17 protein-coding genes and 1 riboswitch are annotated in these 17475 nt (G+C 62.6%); of the genes, 13 read left to right on the top strand and 4 right to left on the bottom strand.

Annotation, left to right across the window (positions count from 1 at the left end):
- Window positions 1-18 precede the first annotated feature (18 nt).
- The 4 genes from EOA19_RS04000 to EOA19_RS03985 all read left to right on the top strand — a co-directional run bounded on the left by EOA19_RS04000 (window position 19) and on the right by EOA19_RS03985 (window position 3789).
- A complete protein-coding gene (locus tag EOA19_RS04000; protein ID WP_023813643.1) occupies window positions 19-858 on the top strand; it encodes an alkaline phosphatase family protein in 840 nt (279 codons plus the stop codon).
- A 270-nt stretch (window positions 859-1128) separates the two neighbouring features.
- Window positions 1129-1695 (top strand): sigma-70 family RNA polymerase sigma factor, encoded by a 567-nt coding sequence (locus EOA19_RS03995; RefSeq protein WP_023813644.1) that lies wholly within the window; start codon window positions 1129-1131, stop codon window positions 1693-1695.
- Window positions 1692-2360: a hypothetical protein gene (locus tag EOA19_RS03990; RefSeq protein WP_023813645.1), complete on the top strand. Its 669-nt coding sequence runs from the start codon at window positions 1692-1694 to the stop codon at window positions 2358-2360. The genes EOA19_RS03995 and EOA19_RS03990 overlap by 4 nt, the downstream gene beginning before the upstream one ends.
- Window positions 2350-3789, top strand: a complete 1440-nt coding sequence (locus EOA19_RS03985) for a S8 family serine peptidase (protein ID WP_023813646.1) — start codon at window positions 2350-2352, stop codon at window positions 3787-3789. The genes EOA19_RS03990 and EOA19_RS03985 overlap by 11 nt, the downstream gene beginning before the upstream one ends.
- Before the next feature lie 32 nt (window positions 3790-3821).
- Here the strand turns inward: EOA19_RS03985 and EOA19_RS03980 are convergent, their stop codons facing one another.
- Entirely contained in the window at window positions 3822-4844 is a 1023-nt protein-coding gene (locus EOA19_RS03980; protein ID WP_023813647.1) for a substrate-binding domain-containing protein, read from the bottom strand.
- Window positions 4845-5205: 361 nt separating this feature from the next.
- On the opposite strand from EOA19_RS03980, the gene EOA19_RS03975 reads away from it, so the two are divergent.
- The 5 genes from EOA19_RS03975 (at window position 5206) to ugpC (ending at window position 11765) form a co-directional block, all read left to right on the top strand.
- Window positions 5206-6561 carry an ABC transporter substrate-binding protein gene (locus EOA19_RS03975; protein ID WP_127267791.1) on the top strand — a complete coding sequence of 452 codons (1356 nt, stop codon included), beginning with the start codon at window positions 5206-5208 and terminating at the stop codon, window positions 6559-6561.
- A gap of 227 nt (window positions 6562-6788) precedes the next feature.
- The gene (locus EOA19_RS03970) at window positions 6789-7802 is read left to right on the top strand and encodes a sugar ABC transporter permease (RefSeq protein WP_023813648.1); all 1014 of its coding nucleotides are present in this window, start codon (window positions 6789-6791) and stop codon (window positions 7800-7802) included.
- A gap of 1 nt (window position 7803) precedes the next feature.
- The gene (locus tag EOA19_RS03965) at window positions 7804-8958 is read left to right on the top strand and encodes a carbohydrate ABC transporter permease (RefSeq protein WP_128302765.1); all 1155 of its coding nucleotides are present in this window, start codon (window positions 7804-7806) and stop codon (window positions 8956-8958) included.
- Window positions 8959-8962: 4 nt separating this feature from the next.
- Window positions 8963-10627 carry an alpha-glucosidase gene (locus tag EOA19_RS03960; RefSeq protein ID WP_128302764.1) on the top strand — a complete coding sequence of 555 codons (1665 nt, stop codon included), beginning with the start codon at window positions 8963-8965 and terminating at the stop codon, window positions 10625-10627.
- Between the two features lie 25 nt (window positions 10628-10652).
- The gene (gene ugpC, locus EOA19_RS03955; protein WP_023813651.1) at window positions 10653-11765 is read left to right on the top strand and encodes a sn-glycerol-3-phosphate ABC transporter ATP-binding protein UgpC; all 1113 of its coding nucleotides are present in this window, start codon (window positions 10653-10655) and stop codon (window positions 11763-11765) included.
- Between the two features lie 77 nt (window positions 11766-11842).
- Here ugpC and EOA19_RS03950 read toward each other — a convergent pair whose 3' ends face one another.
- From EOA19_RS03950 to EOA19_RS03940, 3 genes are all read right to left on the bottom strand, one after another.
- Window positions 11843-12079, bottom strand: coding sequence for a DUF680 domain-containing protein (locus EOA19_RS03950; RefSeq protein WP_023813652.1), 237 nt, complete (start codon window positions 12077-12079; stop codon window positions 11843-11845).
- Window positions 12080-12148: 69 nt separating this feature from the next.
- A complete protein-coding gene (locus EOA19_RS03945) occupies window positions 12149-12349 on the bottom strand; it encodes a DUF680 domain-containing protein (RefSeq protein ID WP_023813653.1) in 201 nt (66 codons plus the stop codon).
- A 71-nt stretch (window positions 12350-12420) separates the two neighbouring features.
- Window positions 12421-12618: a DUF680 domain-containing protein gene (locus EOA19_RS03940; protein ID WP_027039902.1), complete on the bottom strand. Its 198-nt coding sequence runs from the start codon at window positions 12616-12618 to the stop codon at window positions 12421-12423.
- Window positions 12619-13124: 506 nt separating this feature from the next.
- Window positions 13125-13327: riboswitch (cobalamin riboswitch) on the top strand.
- 114 nt (window positions 13328-13441) lie between these two features.
- Here EOA19_RS03940 and EOA19_RS03935 point away from each other — a divergent pair.
- The 4 genes from EOA19_RS03935 to EOA19_RS03920 all read left to right on the top strand — a co-directional run bounded on the left by EOA19_RS03935 (window position 13442) and on the right by EOA19_RS03920 (window position 17474).
- Window positions 13442-14689 carry an aromatic ring-hydroxylating dioxygenase subunit alpha gene (locus EOA19_RS03935; protein WP_128302763.1) on the top strand — a complete coding sequence of 416 codons (1248 nt, stop codon included), beginning with the start codon at window positions 13442-13444 and terminating at the stop codon, window positions 14687-14689.
- 25 nt (window positions 14690-14714) lie between these two features.
- Window positions 14715-15815 (top strand): hybrid-cluster NAD(P)-dependent oxidoreductase, encoded by a 1101-nt coding sequence (locus EOA19_RS03930; RefSeq protein WP_128302762.1) that lies wholly within the window; start codon window positions 14715-14717, stop codon window positions 15813-15815.
- 129 nt (window positions 15816-15944) lie between these two features.
- Window positions 15945-16376 (top strand): PqqD family protein, encoded by a 432-nt coding sequence (locus EOA19_RS03925; protein ID WP_128302761.1) that lies wholly within the window; start codon window positions 15945-15947, stop codon window positions 16374-16376.
- 48 nt (window positions 16377-16424) lie between these two features.
- Window positions 16425-17474: a serine kinase gene (locus EOA19_RS03920; RefSeq protein WP_128302760.1), complete on the top strand. Its 1050-nt coding sequence runs from the start codon at window positions 16425-16427 to the stop codon at window positions 17472-17474.
- Window position 17475 lies beyond the last annotated feature (1 nt).

Here is a 17475-nt window from a genome sequence, read left to right as displayed (position 1 = left end):
AGCCGCAAGGAGCCGCCCATGGCGCTCAAATCCAAGCTTTTGCTGATCATCCTCGACGGCGTGCCTTACCGGAACTGGCGCCGGCTGATGGGCAATCTCGAAGGCTGGGTGCAATCGGGCGAGGCGCGCGTCTGGAAAATGCGCTCGGTGCTGCCGTCGACCTCGGCCTGCTGCTATGCGTCGATCCACACCGGGGTTTCACCGCAGGTGCACGGGATTCTCTCCAACGAGAACCGGTTCCGCGTCGAGCAGCCCGATATCTTCTCCGAGGTCAGCAAGGCAGGCGGCAAGACGGGGGCGGTGACCCATTCCTACTGGTCGGAATTCTTCCGCGCCTATCCGTTCGACCTGGTCGAGGATATGGAATTCGACGAGCCAAGCGGGCCGATCACGCATGGCCGCTTCCACACCATGACTGGTTACAATCTCCGCAACCAGATGACGCCGAGCGATGTCGACCTGTTCGCCACGCTGACGATGCTGACGAAACGCCATGGCATCGACTATGGCATCCTGCACACCTGCACGCTGGACTCGATGGGACACCGCTTCGGCCACGACTGCCACGAGATGGACCATGCCGTCTATGCGATGGACGGCATGCTGGCGGCCTTCCTGCCGCGCTGGATCGAAGCCGGCTATGAGGTGATCGTCACCGCCGATCACGGCCAGACCGATCGTGGCCATCATGGCGGCCATGACGACGAGATGCAGGATTTCGCGCTGTACTATTTTGGACAAGATAAGGGTCCGCAGGCCGACACGCTGCTCGACCAGCTGCAGCTGGCGCCGACAGTGCTGAGCCGGCTGGGTGTGGCAATACCGGAGACGATGAAGGCGAAGCCGTTTTTGGGGTGACAAGCGCTCCGTTGGCGTCCCCTCTCCCCGTCCTTTACGGGAAGAGGGTAAGGATGAGGGCAGCGCCAACATGGCATATGAACAGCGAACGCCGGCGCCGCCCCTCATCCGCCTGCCGGCACCTTCTCCCCGTATAGTGACGGGGGAGAAGGGATGCTCTGGCAACCGCCCCGCTCTTCGGTTAGCCTCCTAAAAATTCCTTGGCGGAGGATGAACCTTTTTGGACCGATCAGCGACAGAGCAGACAGGAGCCAGGCGGCTCGACCGGCCATGACGGCAGCGACGGAGACCGATCGCGCTCTCGTCGACCGGGTCGCGAAGGGCGACCGTGCCGCCGTGCGGCTCCTGTTCATGCGTCACCATGCGCGGGTCTACCGCTTCGTGACGCGCCAGACGGGATCGGAAATGATGGCCGACGATATCGCCAACGAAGTCTTCCTCGAGCTGTGGCGCCAGGCGCCGGGCTTCGAAGGGCGCTCCGAAGTCTCGACATGGCTGCTCGGCATCGCCCGTTTCAAGGCGCTGTCCTTTCTGCGCAAGAAGAAGGAAGACTGGATCGACGACGAGGCCGCCGCCGCGGTGCCCGACGGCGCCGACACGCCGGAAGTCGTCACCATGAAGGAAGACAAGGCCGCCGCCCTGCGGCGCTTCGTCGAAACCTTGCCCGAAGAGCATCGCGTCGTCATCGATCTTGCCTATTATCACGGACAGTCGGTGAGCGAGATCGGCGAGGTGCTCGACATTCCGGTCGCCACCGTCAAGACCCGGATGTTCTACGCCCGCAAGAAACTCGGAGAGGCCCTCAAGGCCGCCGGTTACGACAGGGGGTGGCCATGAGCGCCGCTGAAAAGATGTCGCGCCGCGACGAAATGGAAACGCTGCTGCCGTTCTACCTGAACGGCTCGCTGGAAGGTTCCGATCTGGAAGCGGTCGAGGAATGGCTGGCCAGCGATCCGGCCGCACTTGCCGCCCTTGGTGAGGCTGAAGCCGAATTCTCCGGCGCCACGGCCGCCAACGAAGCAATCCGGCCGCCGGCCGATGCGCTCAGCCGCTTTGCCAAGGCACTCGACGCCGAGGCCGGGCCTGCGCGCAAGCCGGCAGGATCGTCCTGGCTGGCGCAGGCCTGGGGCCGCTTCATGGCGGTGCCGGTCGGTGTCGCCTGGGCGGCAGCCGCGGTTCTGCTGGCCCTGGTCATGGTGCAGTCGTTTGTCGAACCAGGCGGCAAAGGCAATGATTTCGAGATTGCCGGCGCGGAAAACGATCCGGCGAAAATGCCGTTCGCCCTGGTCAAGTTCAAGCCGGATGCCAACATGTCGGACATATCCGCCTTCCTCGGCAGCAACGGGCTGAAGATCATCGGCGGACCGACCGCCGACGGCGTGTTCCGGCTTGGCATTCCGGCCCCGACCGCTGCCGACTACAACAAGCAAATCGGCCTTGTTGCCGCCCAGGCTTTCACGGAAACTGTGATCGAGGGAAGGAAACCCGTTGATGGCGGCTGAGGCAGTCATTCGATTTGCGGCAATCCTTGCGGCGGCGATGACAATCGTCGCCGTGCCCGCGTCGGCGCAGACCAACGACCCCAATCCAGACCAGACCAAAATCGACTGCCGCGACGGGACCAATGCGGCGGGAGCCGACTGCGCCAAGAACGGCAATGACACAAAGGGCGGATCGGACGCAGGCCAATCCGGCGCCGTCTTCCTGCCGGCGCTGATCGTCGACCTGTTTCCCAACCCGGAGGCGCCTCCGACCCCTGTGCCGACGCCACGGCCGGCACCCGCGACGCTGCCTGCCGATACTCAAGCCGGCCCCCCGCCTGGCGGCCCGATCGTCTCGCCGACCGATCTCATCGCCGTTCAGCCGCGGCGCGCCGTGGTCGGCGATTTCGTGCCCGACGAGGTGCTGGTGACCGTCGACGGCGATGCCGGTGCCGTGCAGCAGATCGCCGCCTCCTTCGGCCTGCAGGTGCGCTCGCAGCGCCAGTCGCGGCTGCTTGGCACCACGCTGGTGCGCTTCGGCATTCCCGACGGCCGGCCCGTCGGCGTCGTGCTGGCGCAACTGGCCGCCGACGGCCGCACACAGCGGCGCGAGCCCAATCATGTGTATTCGCTGCAGCAGGCCGCCGGCATCGTCAACTATGCGTTCGATCATATCGCGCTCGATTCCAAACAGGCCAGCGGCGAAAACGTTCGCATCGCGGTGATCGACACCGGCATCGACGACACCAACCCGGCGCTGTCGGGCGTCATTGCCGGGCAGTTCGACGCCATGCCCGACGTGCCGATCGAAAAGCGCGATCACGGCACGTCGATCGACGGGCTGATCGCCGGCGTCGGCGTGCTGGAAGGCATGGCGCCGGGCGCAAAAATCTATCACGCCCGCGCCTTCGAGGGCGGCAAGTCGACCATGGACGTCATCCTGTCGGCGCTCGACTGGGCGGCGGAACAGGACGTGCGCATCATCAATATGAGCTTCGTCGGGCCGAAGAACGATTTGCTCGGCGTCGCCTGCCGCAATGCCCGCGCACTCGGCATGGTGCTGGTCGCCGCAGCCGGCAACAACGGGCCGAAGGCGCCCTATGGCTATCCGGCGGCCTTCGATGGTGTCATCGCAGTCACCGCCACCGACGCCAAGGATGGGCTGATGCCGCAGGCCAATCGCGGCGCCTATGTCTTCATCTCGGCGCCCGGCGTCGAGATGGTGGCGCCGAGCGGCGGCGGTTCGGACGTGGTCACAGGCACCTCGTTTGCGGCGGCGATCGTGAGTGGCGCCATCGCCAATCTCATCCATGCCGCGCCTGATCGTTCGGCCGACGACATCGAGAAAGCGCTCGCGGCGACGGCCAGGGATCTCGGCCCAAAGGGACGCGACAATGATTTCGGCTACGGGCTGCTGGACATCAAGGCGGCAGGGGCTGCGAAGGAGTAAGGTCGGCGCTTGCAGCGCTTCGGGAGACAGTTCTAAACAGGCGCCCCCGCCACCGATCCCCTAACCACCAGGTCGACCGGCCAGACCTCGCCGCGAGCGCCCTCCTCCAGGCCGGAAATCCGTGCCGCCAGCCGCTCGGCGACACGGGCGCCGGCCAGACGGATCGATGAACGCGTCGTTGACAGCGGCACCGAAAAATTCTCCGGCCTCAGCCAGGGGAAGACATCGTCATGGGCGATCAGCGACACGTCGCCCGGAATGCTCAGGCCGAGGTCGCGCACCGCACGCACGACGCCCAGCGCCATGATCAGGCTGGAGCAGGCGATCGCGGTCGGCGCGTCGTCCTCTTCCAGCAAGCGCCTGGTGGCGCGATAGCCGTTCTCCTCGGTCATATCGACCGAGCAGACATGGCGTTCGCTCAATGTCAGTCCGCTCGCGGCAAGCGCCCGGCGCACGCCGCGTTCTCGATGGATGGCGAAGGTCTCGCGGTCGTCACCATTGATCAGCGCCAGCCGCCGATGACCGAGCTGGATCAGCAGCCTGGCCGCTTCGTGGAAGGCGCCCTCATTGTCGATGTCGGTAAAAGCATAGTCGAAGTCGAAGCCCTCACTGCGGCCATGGACGATGAAGGGAATGCCGAGCGTGTTGACCAGCGCCACGCGCCGGTCAACGGGCCGCGGCGAGGAGATGTAGACGGCGTCGACCTGCCGGTTGGCGACGATGCGCCGGTAGGTGGTTTCCTGGTCGTCGGCGTCGGCCGGCGACAGCACAAGATCGAGCTCGTGCGAGCGGGCATAGTCGCCAAGACCGGACAGGAACTCGACGAAATGCGGATCGATGTCGACGGACGCACCGGTCGGCAGGACATAGCCGATCATGCCGGTCTTGCCGGTCGCCAGCCGGCGCGCGCTCGGGTTGGGACGGTAGCCATGGCGCTTGGCGGCATCCATGACACGCCTGCGCGTTTCCTCGTTGACCTCGGGATAGCCGTTCAGAGCGCGGCTTACCGTGGTTTGCGAAAGTGCCAGCATGTGGGCGAGCTGCTTGAGGTTCACGAAAGTCTCCATTCCCTCAAAGCGCTTTTAAATTGAATCGACCCAAGTGCCACCGAGGCCGAGCCATACAAGCCGAACCATAGACGCGGTTTGGGCGTGTTTGAAACAAAAATTGCTGCTGCATCGCCATAATAGTATGCTGCAGCGCACTTTCAGGAGTTAAGATGCGCGAACCTAAATCGATTAATTCGCCAGCCTCTTGACTTCCTGGCAATTCAATGGCGTGATCAAAAAAGCCAAAGCGCTTTGGAAGACTCTTCGAAAGGTTGCGGTTCCTTTCCGACTGAGTCACAGTCCTGCGGCGTCGGCGGGCGGAATGGAGGTTCCGTCCGGTGTGTGAGACCCACTGGGAGGAATACCGATGAAGAAAATGCTTTTGCTGGGTGCTGCGTTTGCCACGTTCGCCCTGAACGCGCCCGCGCAGGCCGAACTGAAGTTCAAGCCCGGCGAAGACAAGCGCTTCAACTGGGCGAACTACGAAGAACTCAAGAAAGTCGACCTCAAGGGTGAGACACTGTCGATCTTCGGGCCGTGGCGCGGCGAGGACGAAGGCCTGGTGCGCGGCGTTCTCGACTATTTCTCGGAAGCCACCGGCGTCGAGATCAAATACTCCTCCTCGGAGAATTACGAGCAGCAGATCGTCATCGACACACAGGCCGGCAGCCCGCCCAACATCGCCGTGCTGCCCCAGCCGGGCCTGATCCAGGATCTGGCATCGAAGGGCCTTTTGACGCCACTCGGTGACGACACCGCCAAATGGGTCAAGGACAATTATGGCGCCGGCCAGTCATGGGTCGATCTCGGCACCTTCAAGGACAAGGACGGCAAGCCGGGCTTCTTCGCCTTCCCTTACAAGGCCGACGTGAAGTCGCTGGTCTGGTACTCGCCGGATAATTTCGAGGAAGCCGGCTACAAGGTGCCGAAGACCCAGGAAGAACTCGCCGATCTCGAAAAGAAGATCATCGCCGATGGCGGCAAGCCATGGTGCATCGGCCTCGGCTCCGGCGGCGCCACCGGCTGGCCGGCGACCGACTGGGTCGAAGACCTGATGCTGCGCACCCAGCCTCCGGAGGTCTACGACAAATGGGTGAAGAACGAGATTCCGTTCAACGATCCGGCGGTGGTCAACGCCATCGACATATTCGGCAAGATCGCGACCGACGACAAGATGGTCGACGGCGGCGCCAAGGCGGTTGCGGCGACCGATTTCCGCGACAGTCCGAAGGGTCTCTTTTCGGTGCCGCCGAAATGCTACCTGCACCACCAGGCATCGTTCATCCCGACCTTCTTCCCGGAAGGCACCAAGGTCGGCCAGGACGCGGACTTCTTCTACTTCCCGCCCTATGCCTCCAAGCCTGAACTGGGCACGCCCGTGCTCGGCGCCGGTACGCTGGCGATGATCACCAAGGACAGCAAGAGTGCGCGCGCGTTCATCGAATTCCTGAAGATGCCGCTCGCCCACGAGATCTGGATGGCCGAAGGCGGCTTCGTGACGCCGCTCAAGTCGGTCAACAAGGATGCCTATGCCAGCGACGCGCTGAAGAAGCAGGGCGAAATCCTCGCCAATGCCTCGACTTTCCGCTTCGACGGTTCCGACCTGATGCCGGGCAAGATCGGCGCCGGCGCCTTCTGGACCGGCATGATCGACCTGGTCGGCGGCAAGTCGGCGCAGGACGTCGCCACCGACATCCAGAAGAGCTGGGACGCGATCAAGTAGCGGCCGGCACGTAAGCGACCAACCATTCTCGCACTGGGTCCGGGCCCTACTGGCCCGGATCCGACGGCGGCCCGTGCCGCAGCCTTTCGTCATGAGCGCATTGACATGAAGCGCGATCGGCAATGTGCGCAAACCGCCGATGACGTGCTCCAAACAACTGAATCGGCGCCTGGTCCCCGTCACCAAGGTCATTCCTTGTCGGATCATGCGCAGGGGGAGAGGGACCCATGGCGGCTCAGATTTTCTCGGCCATAACTGTCATCATCATCGGGGTCGGCGGTTGCGTCGCCTATTTCTGGGGCGCCAACAGGCTGGTCGACCTGATATTCCCGTCACGCGGCGTCGCCGGTGCCGCGGCCATCGACAATCTGCGCCGGCAAGGGCTGGTCCGGCCATGGCTGTTCGTCGGTCCGGCGATGATCATCCTCACCATTTACCTGATCTATCCGGTGGTCGAGACGCTGCGGCTGTCGTTCCTCGATCGCAGCGGCATCAATTTCGTCGGCCTGGCGAACTATGAATGGGCGTTCGGCGATCGCGAGTTCCGCAACTCGATCCTCAACAACATCATCTGGCTCGCGGTGGTGCCGGCAGCTTGCACCTTCCTCGGGCTGATCATCGCCGTGCTCACCGACAAGATCTGGTGGGGCACGATCGCCAAGAGCCTGATCTTCCTGCCGCTGGCGATCTCCTTCGTCGGCGCCAGCGTCATCTGGAAATTCATCTACGAGTATCGGGGCGAAGGCCAGACGCAGATCGGCATCCTCAACGCCATTATCCAGCATTTCGGCGGCCAACCGCAGGTCTGGATATCGCTGCCGTTCTGGAACAATTTCTTCCTGATGATCATCCTGATCTGGATCCAGACCGGCTTTGCCATGGTCATCCTGTCTTCCGCCCTGCGCGGCATCCCCGAGGAAACGCTGGAAGCCGCTGTCATCGACGGCGCCAATCCGTTCCAGATCTTCTGGAAGATCATGGTGCCGCAGATCTGGGGCACCATCGCCGTGGTCTGGACCACGATCACCATTCTGGTGCTCAAAGTGTTCGACATCGTGCTGACCATGACCAACGGCCAGTGGAACAGCCAGGTGCTGGCCAATCTGATGTTCGACTGGATGTTCCGCGGCGGCGGCGATTTCGGCCGCGGCGCCACCATTGCCATCATCATCATGATCGCGGTCATTCCGATCATGGTCTGGAACATCCGCCAGGCGAACAAAGAGACGGGAGGACATTGAGATGGCCGTCGCGACCGGAAATTCCTTCGCCAGCCGCTTTGGCGTCCACATCGCCGTGCTCATCTTCGTCGCGATCTGGACCATACCGACGCTCGGCATCCTGGTCTCGTCGCTGCGCGACAAGAACCAGATCATCGCCTCGGGATGGTGGAACTCGTTCGCCAGTTCCACCCAGACGGAAGCCGGCCGGCTGCCGCCCGCCTCGGCGCAAGCCGAGAAGGACGGCAAGTTCGTCCTCGAAGGCAATATCTTCGGCGACGGCGCCAAGCGCGACATCAGCGCCTTCGGCGTCAAATCGGCGGCCCCAACGCAATATCCCGCCGGCACATCAGCCGATCTCGGCGATGGCGTGACCCTGCAGCTCAACGCCGACGGCGGTTTCATCATGCAGTCGCCCAAGGCGTTCGAAGGCGATCGCGGCCAGCGCGTCTACTATGCCTCGTCGGCGCCGCCGAAATTCACCATCGACAACTACAAAACGGTGCTGTTTTCCGAGGGCATCGGACGGTCGTTCATGAATTCGCTGACCGTCACCATCCCGGCGACAATCATCCCGATCCTGATCGCCGCCTTTGCCGCCTATGCACTGGCCTGGATGCGGTTTCCCGGCCGGGCGCTGCTGATCGCTGTCATCATCGGTCTGCTGGTGGTGCCGCTGCAGATGTCGCTGATCCCGCTTTTGAAACTCTACAACGGCGTCGGCTCGTTCTTCGGCATGCCGTCGAAGACCTATCTCGGCATCTGGCTGGCGCATACCGGCTTCGGCCTGCCCTTCGCCATCTACCTGCTGCGCAGCTACATTGCCGGCCTGCCGCGCGAAATCATGGAATCGGCGCGCATCGACGGCGCCAGCGATTTCGAGATCTTCGTCAAGATCGTCTTGCCGCTGTCGTTCCCGGTGCTGGCTTCGTTTGCCATCTTCCAGTTCCTGTGGGTATGGAACGATCTGCTGGTGGCGATGGTTTTCCTCGGTACAGAGGCGGACCAGATCGTGCTGACCGCCAAGCTCAACGCGCTGTTGGGCTCACGCGGCGGCGACTGGGAGATTCTGACGACATCGGCTTTCGTGACCATAATCGTGCCGCTGATCGTGTTCTTCTCGCTGCAGCGCTATTTTGTCCGCGGGCTGCTTGCCGGCTCGGTGAAAGGAGGCTGAGACGATGCAATCCGCTTTGAAGGCCAGCTCGAAGCCTGACCTCGCCATCGATCGCGACTGGTGGCGGGGCGCGGTGATCTACCAGATCTATCCGCGCAGCTATCAGGACTCGAATGGCGACGGCATCGGTGATCTCAAGGGCATCATAGGCCGCCTCCCCTACATCGCCGCACTCGGCGCGGATGCCATCTGGATTTCGCCGTTCTTCAAGTCGCCGATGAAAGATTTCGGCTATGACGTATCGGATTACTGCGATGTCGATCCGATGTTCGGCACGCTGGCCGATTTCGACGCGCTGACCGGCGAGGCGCACAGGCTGGGCTTGAAGATGATGATCGACGAGGTGCTGTCGCACACCGCCGACAACCACCCATGGTTCAAGGAAAGCCGGTCGAGCCGCAGCAACCCGAAAGCCGACTGGTACGTCTGGGCAGACGCCAGGCCGGACGGCACGCCGCCCAACAACTGGCTGTCGATCTTCGGCGGCTCGGCCTGGCAATGGGACACCAGCCGCCAGCAATATTACATGCACAATTTCCTGGCCGAACAGCCCGACCTCAACTTCCACAACCACGAAGTCCAGGACGCATTGCTCGACGTCACCCGCTTCTGGCTGGAGCGCGGCGTCGATGGTTTCCGGCTCGACACCATCAATTTCTACTTCCACAGCCAGGGCCTGGAAAACAATCCGCCGCTGCCGCCGGAAGAGCGCAACGACCAGACCGCGCCGGCGGTCAACCCCTACAACTACCAGGACCATCTCTACGACAAGAGCCGGCCCGAGAACCTCGGCTTCCTCGAACGGTTCCGTGCCCTGCTTGATGAATATCCGGCAACCGCAGCGGTCGGCGAGGTCGGCGATTCGCAGCGCGGGCTTGAAGTGGTTGCCGCCTACACCGCCGGCGGCAAGCACGTGCACATGTGCTACTCCTTCGATTTCCTGGCGCCGGAAAAGATCAGCGCGGGCAAGGTTCGCTCGGTGCTGGAATCCTTCGGCAAGGTCGCCAGCGACGGCTGGTCGTGCTGGGCCTTTTCCAACCATGACGTGATGCGCCCGGCCTCGCGCTGGGCGGCCAATGAGGCCGACCCGACAGCCTATCTCAAGGTCATCTCGGCGCTGCTGATGTCCCTGCGCGGTTCGGTCTGCATCTATCAGGGCGAGGAGCTTGGGCTCGGTGAAGCAGAGCTGCGATTCGAGGATTTGCAGGATCCCTATGGCATCCGCTTCTGGCCGGAATTCAAGGGCCGCGACGGCTGCCGCACACCGATGGTGTGGGATGGCGGCGCCAAGAATGGCGGCTTCTCCCCAGCAAAGCCCTGGCTGCCGGTGCCGGCCAAGCATCTAGCGCAAGCGGTCAATGTCCAACAGGGCGACGAGGCTTCGCTGCTTGAGCACTACCGACGCTTTCTCACCTTCCGGCGTGCCCATCCGGCGCTCGCCAAGGGCGACATCAATTTCATCGAAAGTGAGGGAGATACCGTCGCCTTCACGCGCCGCGCAGGCAACGAGCAGATCGTCTGCGTCTTCAATCTGGGAGCCGGGCCGGCCAAGGTTGACCTTGGCGGCCGATCGCTGCAACCTCTGCCCGGGCACGGATTTTCGGGGCAGGCGAACAGCGGTTCCATCGAGCTTGGCGGCTACGGCGCCTGGTTCGGGCGTCTCGACTGAATTTCCAATCACTGGAGGAAACCAAATGGCCGATGTCACGCTAAGACAAGTGAAGAAGTCCTACGGCAATCTGAACATTCTCCACGGCATCGACCTCGATATTAAGTCGGGCGAGTTCATCGTCTTCGTCGGCCCGTCGGGCTGCGGCAAGTCGACATTGCTGAGATCGATCGCCGGGCTCGAGGAAATCACCTCCGGCGAGCTTAGAATAGCCGGCGAAGTGGTGAACGACGTGCCGCCGTCGAAGCGCGGCATCGCCATGGTGTTCCAGTCCTACGCGCTCTACCCGCACATGACCGTCTACGACAACATGGCGTTCTCGATGAAGATCGGCAAAGAGAACAAGGCCGAGATCGACCGCCGTGTGCGTCAGGCCGCCGAGATCCTGCAATTGACCAAATATCTCGACCGCCTGCCCAAGGCGATGTCAGGCGGCCAGCGCCAGCGCGTCGCCATCGGCCGCGCCATCGTGCGCAATCCGAAGGTGTTCCTGTTCGACGAGCCGCTTTCGAACCTCGACGCCGCGCTGCGCGTCGCCACCCGCATCGAAATCGCCAAGCTCAAGGAATCGATGCCCAACACGACCATGATCTACGTCACCCACGATCAGGTCGAGGCGATGACGCTGGCCGACCGCATCGTGGTGCTCAAGGACGGCCATATCGAGCAGGTCGGCACGCCGATGGATCTCTACAAGAAGCCCGGCAATCTGTTCGTTGCCCAGTTCATTGGCTCGCCGGCCATGAACATCCTGCCCGCGACCATCGAAAAGACCGGCAATCCGACCGTCGTCAGCCATGTCGGCGGACGCAAGGCAACCGTGCCGATCGCAACGCCTGCTTCGGCGAAGGGTGCTGCGGTGAGCTTTGGCGTGCGGCCGGAGGACCTGATCATCGCCAGCGGCGCGGACTATCTGTTCGAGGGGACGGTCGACTATCTCGAGCAGCTCGGCGAGGTTCAGCTGGTCTATGTCGACATCGGTCGCGCCGACCTGCCGCTGGTGACCAAGCTGCCCGGCAATGTCGAGGTCAAGCGTGGTTCGACATTGCGGCTGAGCGCCAATGGCGAGGACCTGCATATCTTCGACGCTGACGGACGGTCGTTTGCCCTTCATGAGGCTGAAGCGAAGGCGGCCTGAGGCAGGACCGCGTTTTGGACGCAAAAAGAGCGGGGGGCTAGGCCCGCCGCTCTTTTGTTGAAGATCAGCTTCGGCTGTTAACGGCCGAAGAGATTCCGGTCGCTGCCCTGAGGGGCGGACTTCTCCACGTCGCCCGACGAATTGAGCAGCTTCTCGACGAGGCCACCGCTGTTGCGGACCGAGCTCGTATGCGCGCTGTCAACCGAAGTAACCGCAGGCTGATTGGCGCCATTGGAGCCAAAGTTGTCGCTGCCGGCGAACGCGCTGCCGGTGATGGCCAGTACGGCGGCGGCAGCAATAAGGATCTTGTTCATTTTAGTCTCCTGAATTCCGGATTTCGCCAGGACGGCAGACACAGCTGCCGTCGGTTGCGAAATTGGCTGTTAGCGACCGAAGAGGTTACGGTCGCTGCCCTGAGCGGGCGTCTGGGCAGCCGGTTCCGAGGTCTTGGTGGAAGCCGTGTACGACTGGTCCACAGCGGCGGCAGGCTGGTTGGAGCCGTTCGAACCGTAGTTGTCGCTGCCCGCGAAAGCGCTGCCCGAGATGGCCAGAACGGCGGCGGCAGCAATGAGGATCTTGTTCATCTTAAATACTCCTGAATGTCTGAATTTCGCCAGGGCGGCGGGCGAGCCCGCCGTCAACTGGGAATCGGCTGTTAGTTGTTGCCGAAGAGGTTGTGGTCAGCACCCTGGGCAGGCGCCTGAGCAGCCGGTTCCGACTTCTTGGTCGAAGCGGTGTACGAGCTGTCGACAGCAGTGGCTGCCGCGGCGTTCGAACCGTAGTGGTCGCTACCAGCGAAGGCGCTGCCGGAAATGGCCAAAAGGGCTGCGGCAGTGAGAATGATCTTTTTCATTTTTGTACTCCAGTATCGTCTTTTTCCGTCCGTCTAGCGGCGTGTCTTGGAAATGAAATCGCGTCGTTCGGACAGCCCCGATGTGGGAGGGCAACCCCGCCTTTTCCAATCACGAAGTTGTTCCGTGTGGACCATGAATCCACACCTTGAAATTGTGCCAAGGGAATCTACGGGTATATTTTTCTTCTTTATATCAGCATGTTAGATGTAACCGCTGGATGGATCACCGACTGTTTCAAGGCCCAGCGTTCACACCGTCCTGCACGCACCGTCAACAGAAACGAACCGTTCGGTTCGATTTTAGATCGAGCTAATAGTCACTTTTCGAAACCGTTAACCTTTTTTGACCCCGCCAAGGGGTCCGATTCGGGGATATCGCAGCCGGTAAAATGGCCATCCGGGAGGTGGATTTCAGCCCGCGACGGTCTGCGGGAACGTTCGCATGCTGTGTCGCGCCGCATGGATACGATGTCGTTTTCATGCCGACGGCGCGCCCGCGATCGTGGTTAGATCATACCATCTCAGGTGCCGCTTCGTGACGACGAGGCGGAGAATTGGGAAGCCGGTCAGAATCCGGCGCTGCCCCCGCAACGGTGGTGGAGTTCAAGTCGCAACGGGAGACCACTGGGCAACTGCCTGGGAAGGTGTCGCGATGGTCCGCAAGGACAACTCCAGAGCCCGGAAACCAGCCCGAGATTGTTAGACTCGACTGATCGCGGTGGGCGGTCAAGAGGTGGATAGCGCATGTCTGGCACCTAGCCGGCCTGCGTTTCAATCCTTCCTCCATCACCACCAGTTCAGTCCTTAGAAACGAGGACAGGACATGGATACCCGCAACGACATGCTGAGGCTCCTGAAGGGGCGCCGGCAAGGCTTTTCGCTGGAGCAGCCCTTCTACACCGATCCAGACTACTTCAAGCTCGACATGGAGCTGATCTGGTATCGCGACTGGCTGTTCATCGGCCATGATTGCGAACTGCCGAAGCCGGGCAGCTACATCACCGTGCAGATCGGCGACTACCCGGTCGTCCTTGTCCGCGACCAGCACGGCAAGATCAACGCCTTCCACAATTCCTGCCGCCATCGCGGCAGCCGCGTGTGCAACGCGGAAAAGGGTACGGCGGCAAAGCTCGTCTGTCCGTATCATCAATGGACCTATGAGCTGGACGGCCGCCTGCTGTTTGCCCGCCAGATGGCCGACGGTTTCGACAAGAGTGATTTCGGCCTGAAGCCGGTCGCCTGCGAGAGCGTCGGCGGCTACATCTTCATCTGTCTGGCCAAGGAGCCGGCGGATTTCGCGCCGATGCGGGCGATGATCGAACCCTATCTTTTGCCGCACCGGTTGCGTGAAGCAAAGATCGCCTTCGAGAGCACGATCGTCGAGAAGGGCAACTGGAAGCTGGTCTGGGAAAACAACCGCGAGTGCTATCACTGCGCCGCCAATCATCCTGAGCTGTGCAAGACCTTCCCCGAGGCTCCGACCGTGACCGGCGTCAACGGCGCCGACAGCGACCCTGAAATGGTCGCGCACTGGGCCAAATGCGAGGCATCAGGCCTGCCGAGCAAATTCCGCATCGATCCGGCAGGGCAGTACCGCGCCACCCGCGCGCCGCTGCTGCGCGATGCCGTCAGCTACACCATGACGGGAAAACGGGCGGTCCAGAAGAACCTGTCCGACAGCGTTTCAACCGACCGCATCGGCTCCTTGCTGCTTTATCATTATCCGACAACCTGGAACCATATCCTCGGCGACCATGCCGTCACCTTCCGCGTGCTGCCGATCAGTGCCACGGAAACCGCGGTGACGACAAAATGGCTCGTCCACAAGGATGCGGTCGAAGGCGTCGACTACGATCTCGCTGAGCTTACCCATGTCTGGACCGAGACCAACGACCAGGACCGTCGCATCGTCGAGGAAAACGCCTTTGGCATCTTGTCGCCGGCCTACGAACCAGGCCCCTATTCGGAGCTGCATGAGGGCGGCGTGATCCAGTTCGTCGAATGGTACGCGTCGTTCATCGGACCGCGCCTTGCCGAAGGCGACCGGCCGGCCCTGCGCAGCGTCGCCTAGCCCAGGGGACAAGAGGATGAATGCGATGACGGACCTTGGCCTCTATCGCCATCTCGACCAGATGACGCCCTGGAACGACAGGCTGCAGGTGCTGGAAGTGATCGGCGTCAGTGACGAAGCGCCTGACGTGAAGACCTTCACCTTCCGCTCCGACAACCAGACCTGGTTCCGCTACAAGCCGGGCCAATTCGTGACTCTGGAACTGCCGACATCGGACGGGCCGCTGATGCGCACCTATACGCTGTCCTCCTCGCCATCGCGGCCGTTCTCGATCGCGGTGACGGTGAAGGCGCAGGCGGGCAGCACCGGCACGCGCTGGATGTTCGACCATCTGACGCCGGGTTCGCACGTCAAGGCCTATGGGCCGACCGGCGACTTCTCGCTGCATAGCCACCCGGCGGCCAAATATCTGTTCATTTCGGCGGGCTCCGGCGTGACGCCGATGATGTCGATGCTGCGCTGGCTGAACGACTGCGCGCCATGGACAGATGTCGGCTTCGTCAACTGTGCGCGCCGCCCGGAAGAGATCATTTTCCGCAAGGAACTTGAGCTGCTCGGCAGCCGCATGCCCGGCCTGTCGCTCGGCTTCATGATCGAGGAGCGGTCGAGCCGCGAGGGCTGGTTCGGCCATATGGGCCGCATCGACGCGATCCGGCTGCCATTGCTGGCGCCCGATTTCCGTGAGCGCGAGATCTTCTGCTGGGGCCCCGATCCCTTCATGCGCGCCGTGCGCGGCATGCTGGACGCCGCCGGCTTCGACATGGCGAAATACCATCAGGAAAGCTTTGCGGCGCCCACCGTGGAGGAGATCCCGGCGCCGTTCTCGCCGCCGGCGGAAGACGGCGCCGCTGCTGCTGTCGAGGCCGTGACACCAATCCGGTTCTCGCTTTCCGATGTCGATGCCGAATGCGTCGCCGGCCAGACCGTGCTGCAGACGGCACGCGCCTCTGGGGTGCGGATTCCCGCCGCCTGCGAGTTCGGCCTGTGCGGCACCTGCAAGGTGAGGAAGGTCGCGGGCGACGTCGAGATGAGCCACAATGGCGGCATCCTCGATCACGAAATCGAGGACGGCTTTATCCTCGCCTGTTGCTCGAAGCCGCTTTCTGCGCTTGAAATCGAAGCGTGAGCGGCTGCGCTCGCCCCGAGCCTGCGCCATCTTGCCAAAAACCCTGCAAATGGTTAGACGCCTGCAACGGTGGGGTTGACCGTAAGGCCCGAAGATCATCTCCGCGGCCTGCTCGGCGGGGGAGCAAACATGCGACAATCCGGCATCTATGCCATTGCCAGCAAGGATATCGTCTTTGAATCCTTCGACGGCGAAGCCGTCGTTCTTGACCTGACCACGGGCAAATATTTCGGCTTCTCTGATTCAGGCAGCAGACTTTGGGATGCACTGTCGTCCGGCGTGCCTGCCTCCGAACTGGTCGGCGCCGCGACCGGAATTGGCGCCCTCGATGCCGCCGCGATTGACGGCTTTGTCTCACAATTGCTCGAATTCGGCTTGCTGGCGGCCGTAACCGATGGCGTGGCAAGACCGGTTCCAAGCGAATTGCTGGCTCAGCTCGCCGCTGCCAGAGAGCCCCTCAAGGTCGACATCCATGACGATCTCGCCGATCTCATTGTCGTCGATCCCATCCACGAGGTCGAGGAGCCCCTCGGCTGGCCCGCGGTGAAGCAGGCCAACTGAAGCGCCCATCAGGTTCTCGTTGCCGGACAGCTCCGGAACAGGCAGACCATGCCGAACGTCACTCTCGAAAACCTGGTTGACTACGCACGTCATGTCCTGGCGCAAGCGGAGAGCAGCGCCGCGCATTATCCGCTGACCCGCAAGGTGGGCTTGCCGCATCTGGATCTGACCGCGCATGTCAGCCCCGGCGCATTGGCAGATGCCTTCGCTCATGGCTTTGTCACGGCTCCGGGCAGCCGAACGCCTGCCGACATCTGCCGCATCTTCGTCGCGCATCCCGGCATTGACGGCATCGCGGTACCGGCCAGTTGGGGCCAGGGACCCTTCACGCAGCATGGCTTCGCCACCCAACTGGCGGAAGCAGGATTGCGCGGCAACCATTTCCACGACCTGGATTTCTGGCAGTTCTATGATCCGCAACGTCGCGTTGGCGTGCAATTGATGGCCTCGGCCGACGCCTTTCCACCGTGGGAGCCGGGAGCGCCGCTGCGCCCCTTCCTCCATTGGGAATATGCGGCACGTGGCATGCGGCTGGCCCATGCGGGGACGCTCGGCACCAATGGCAAGGGCGTGCTGTTGGCCGGCGCGGGCGGCGCCGGGAAATCCGGGACCGTCGCCGCCGGCCTTCTCCACGGGTTGGACAGCGTCGGCGACGACTATGTGCTGGTCGACCTCTCCAACGGCGTGACTGCCCGCCCGTTGTTTTCAACGCTCAAGCAGGATCCCCAGGGGTTCGCGCGGCTTGGGCTGAAGCACCGGCTGAAGGCGCATGGTCCGCTCAACTGGCAAGGCAAGCATACTTTTCACATTGATGACATCGCGCCTCGGCCGGTGCCCGAAACTCTGGACATCGTTGCGCTGGTGGTGCCACATATCGGCGGAGGCGAGGCAAGTTCAATCGTGCCGGTGTCGCGCAGGGATGCCATGATTGCCTTGGCGCCGTCCGGCATAGCGCAGATGCCGGGCGAGCGGGAGAGCGGCTTTCGCTTCTTCAGCGACCTGACCCGCCTGCTGCCGTGCTATCGTCTGTCGCTGGGGACGCAGCCTCAGGAGATAGCCGGCACGATTGCGGACTTTCTCGCGCGGGGCGATTCGTGAA

This window comes from Mesorhizobium sp. M7A.F.Ca.US.010.02.1.1, assembly GCF_004023085.1.
GTDB lineage: Bacteria > Pseudomonadota > Alphaproteobacteria > Rhizobiales > Rhizobiaceae > Mesorhizobium.
This window is presented reverse-complemented; position numbering and strand designations above follow the sequence as displayed.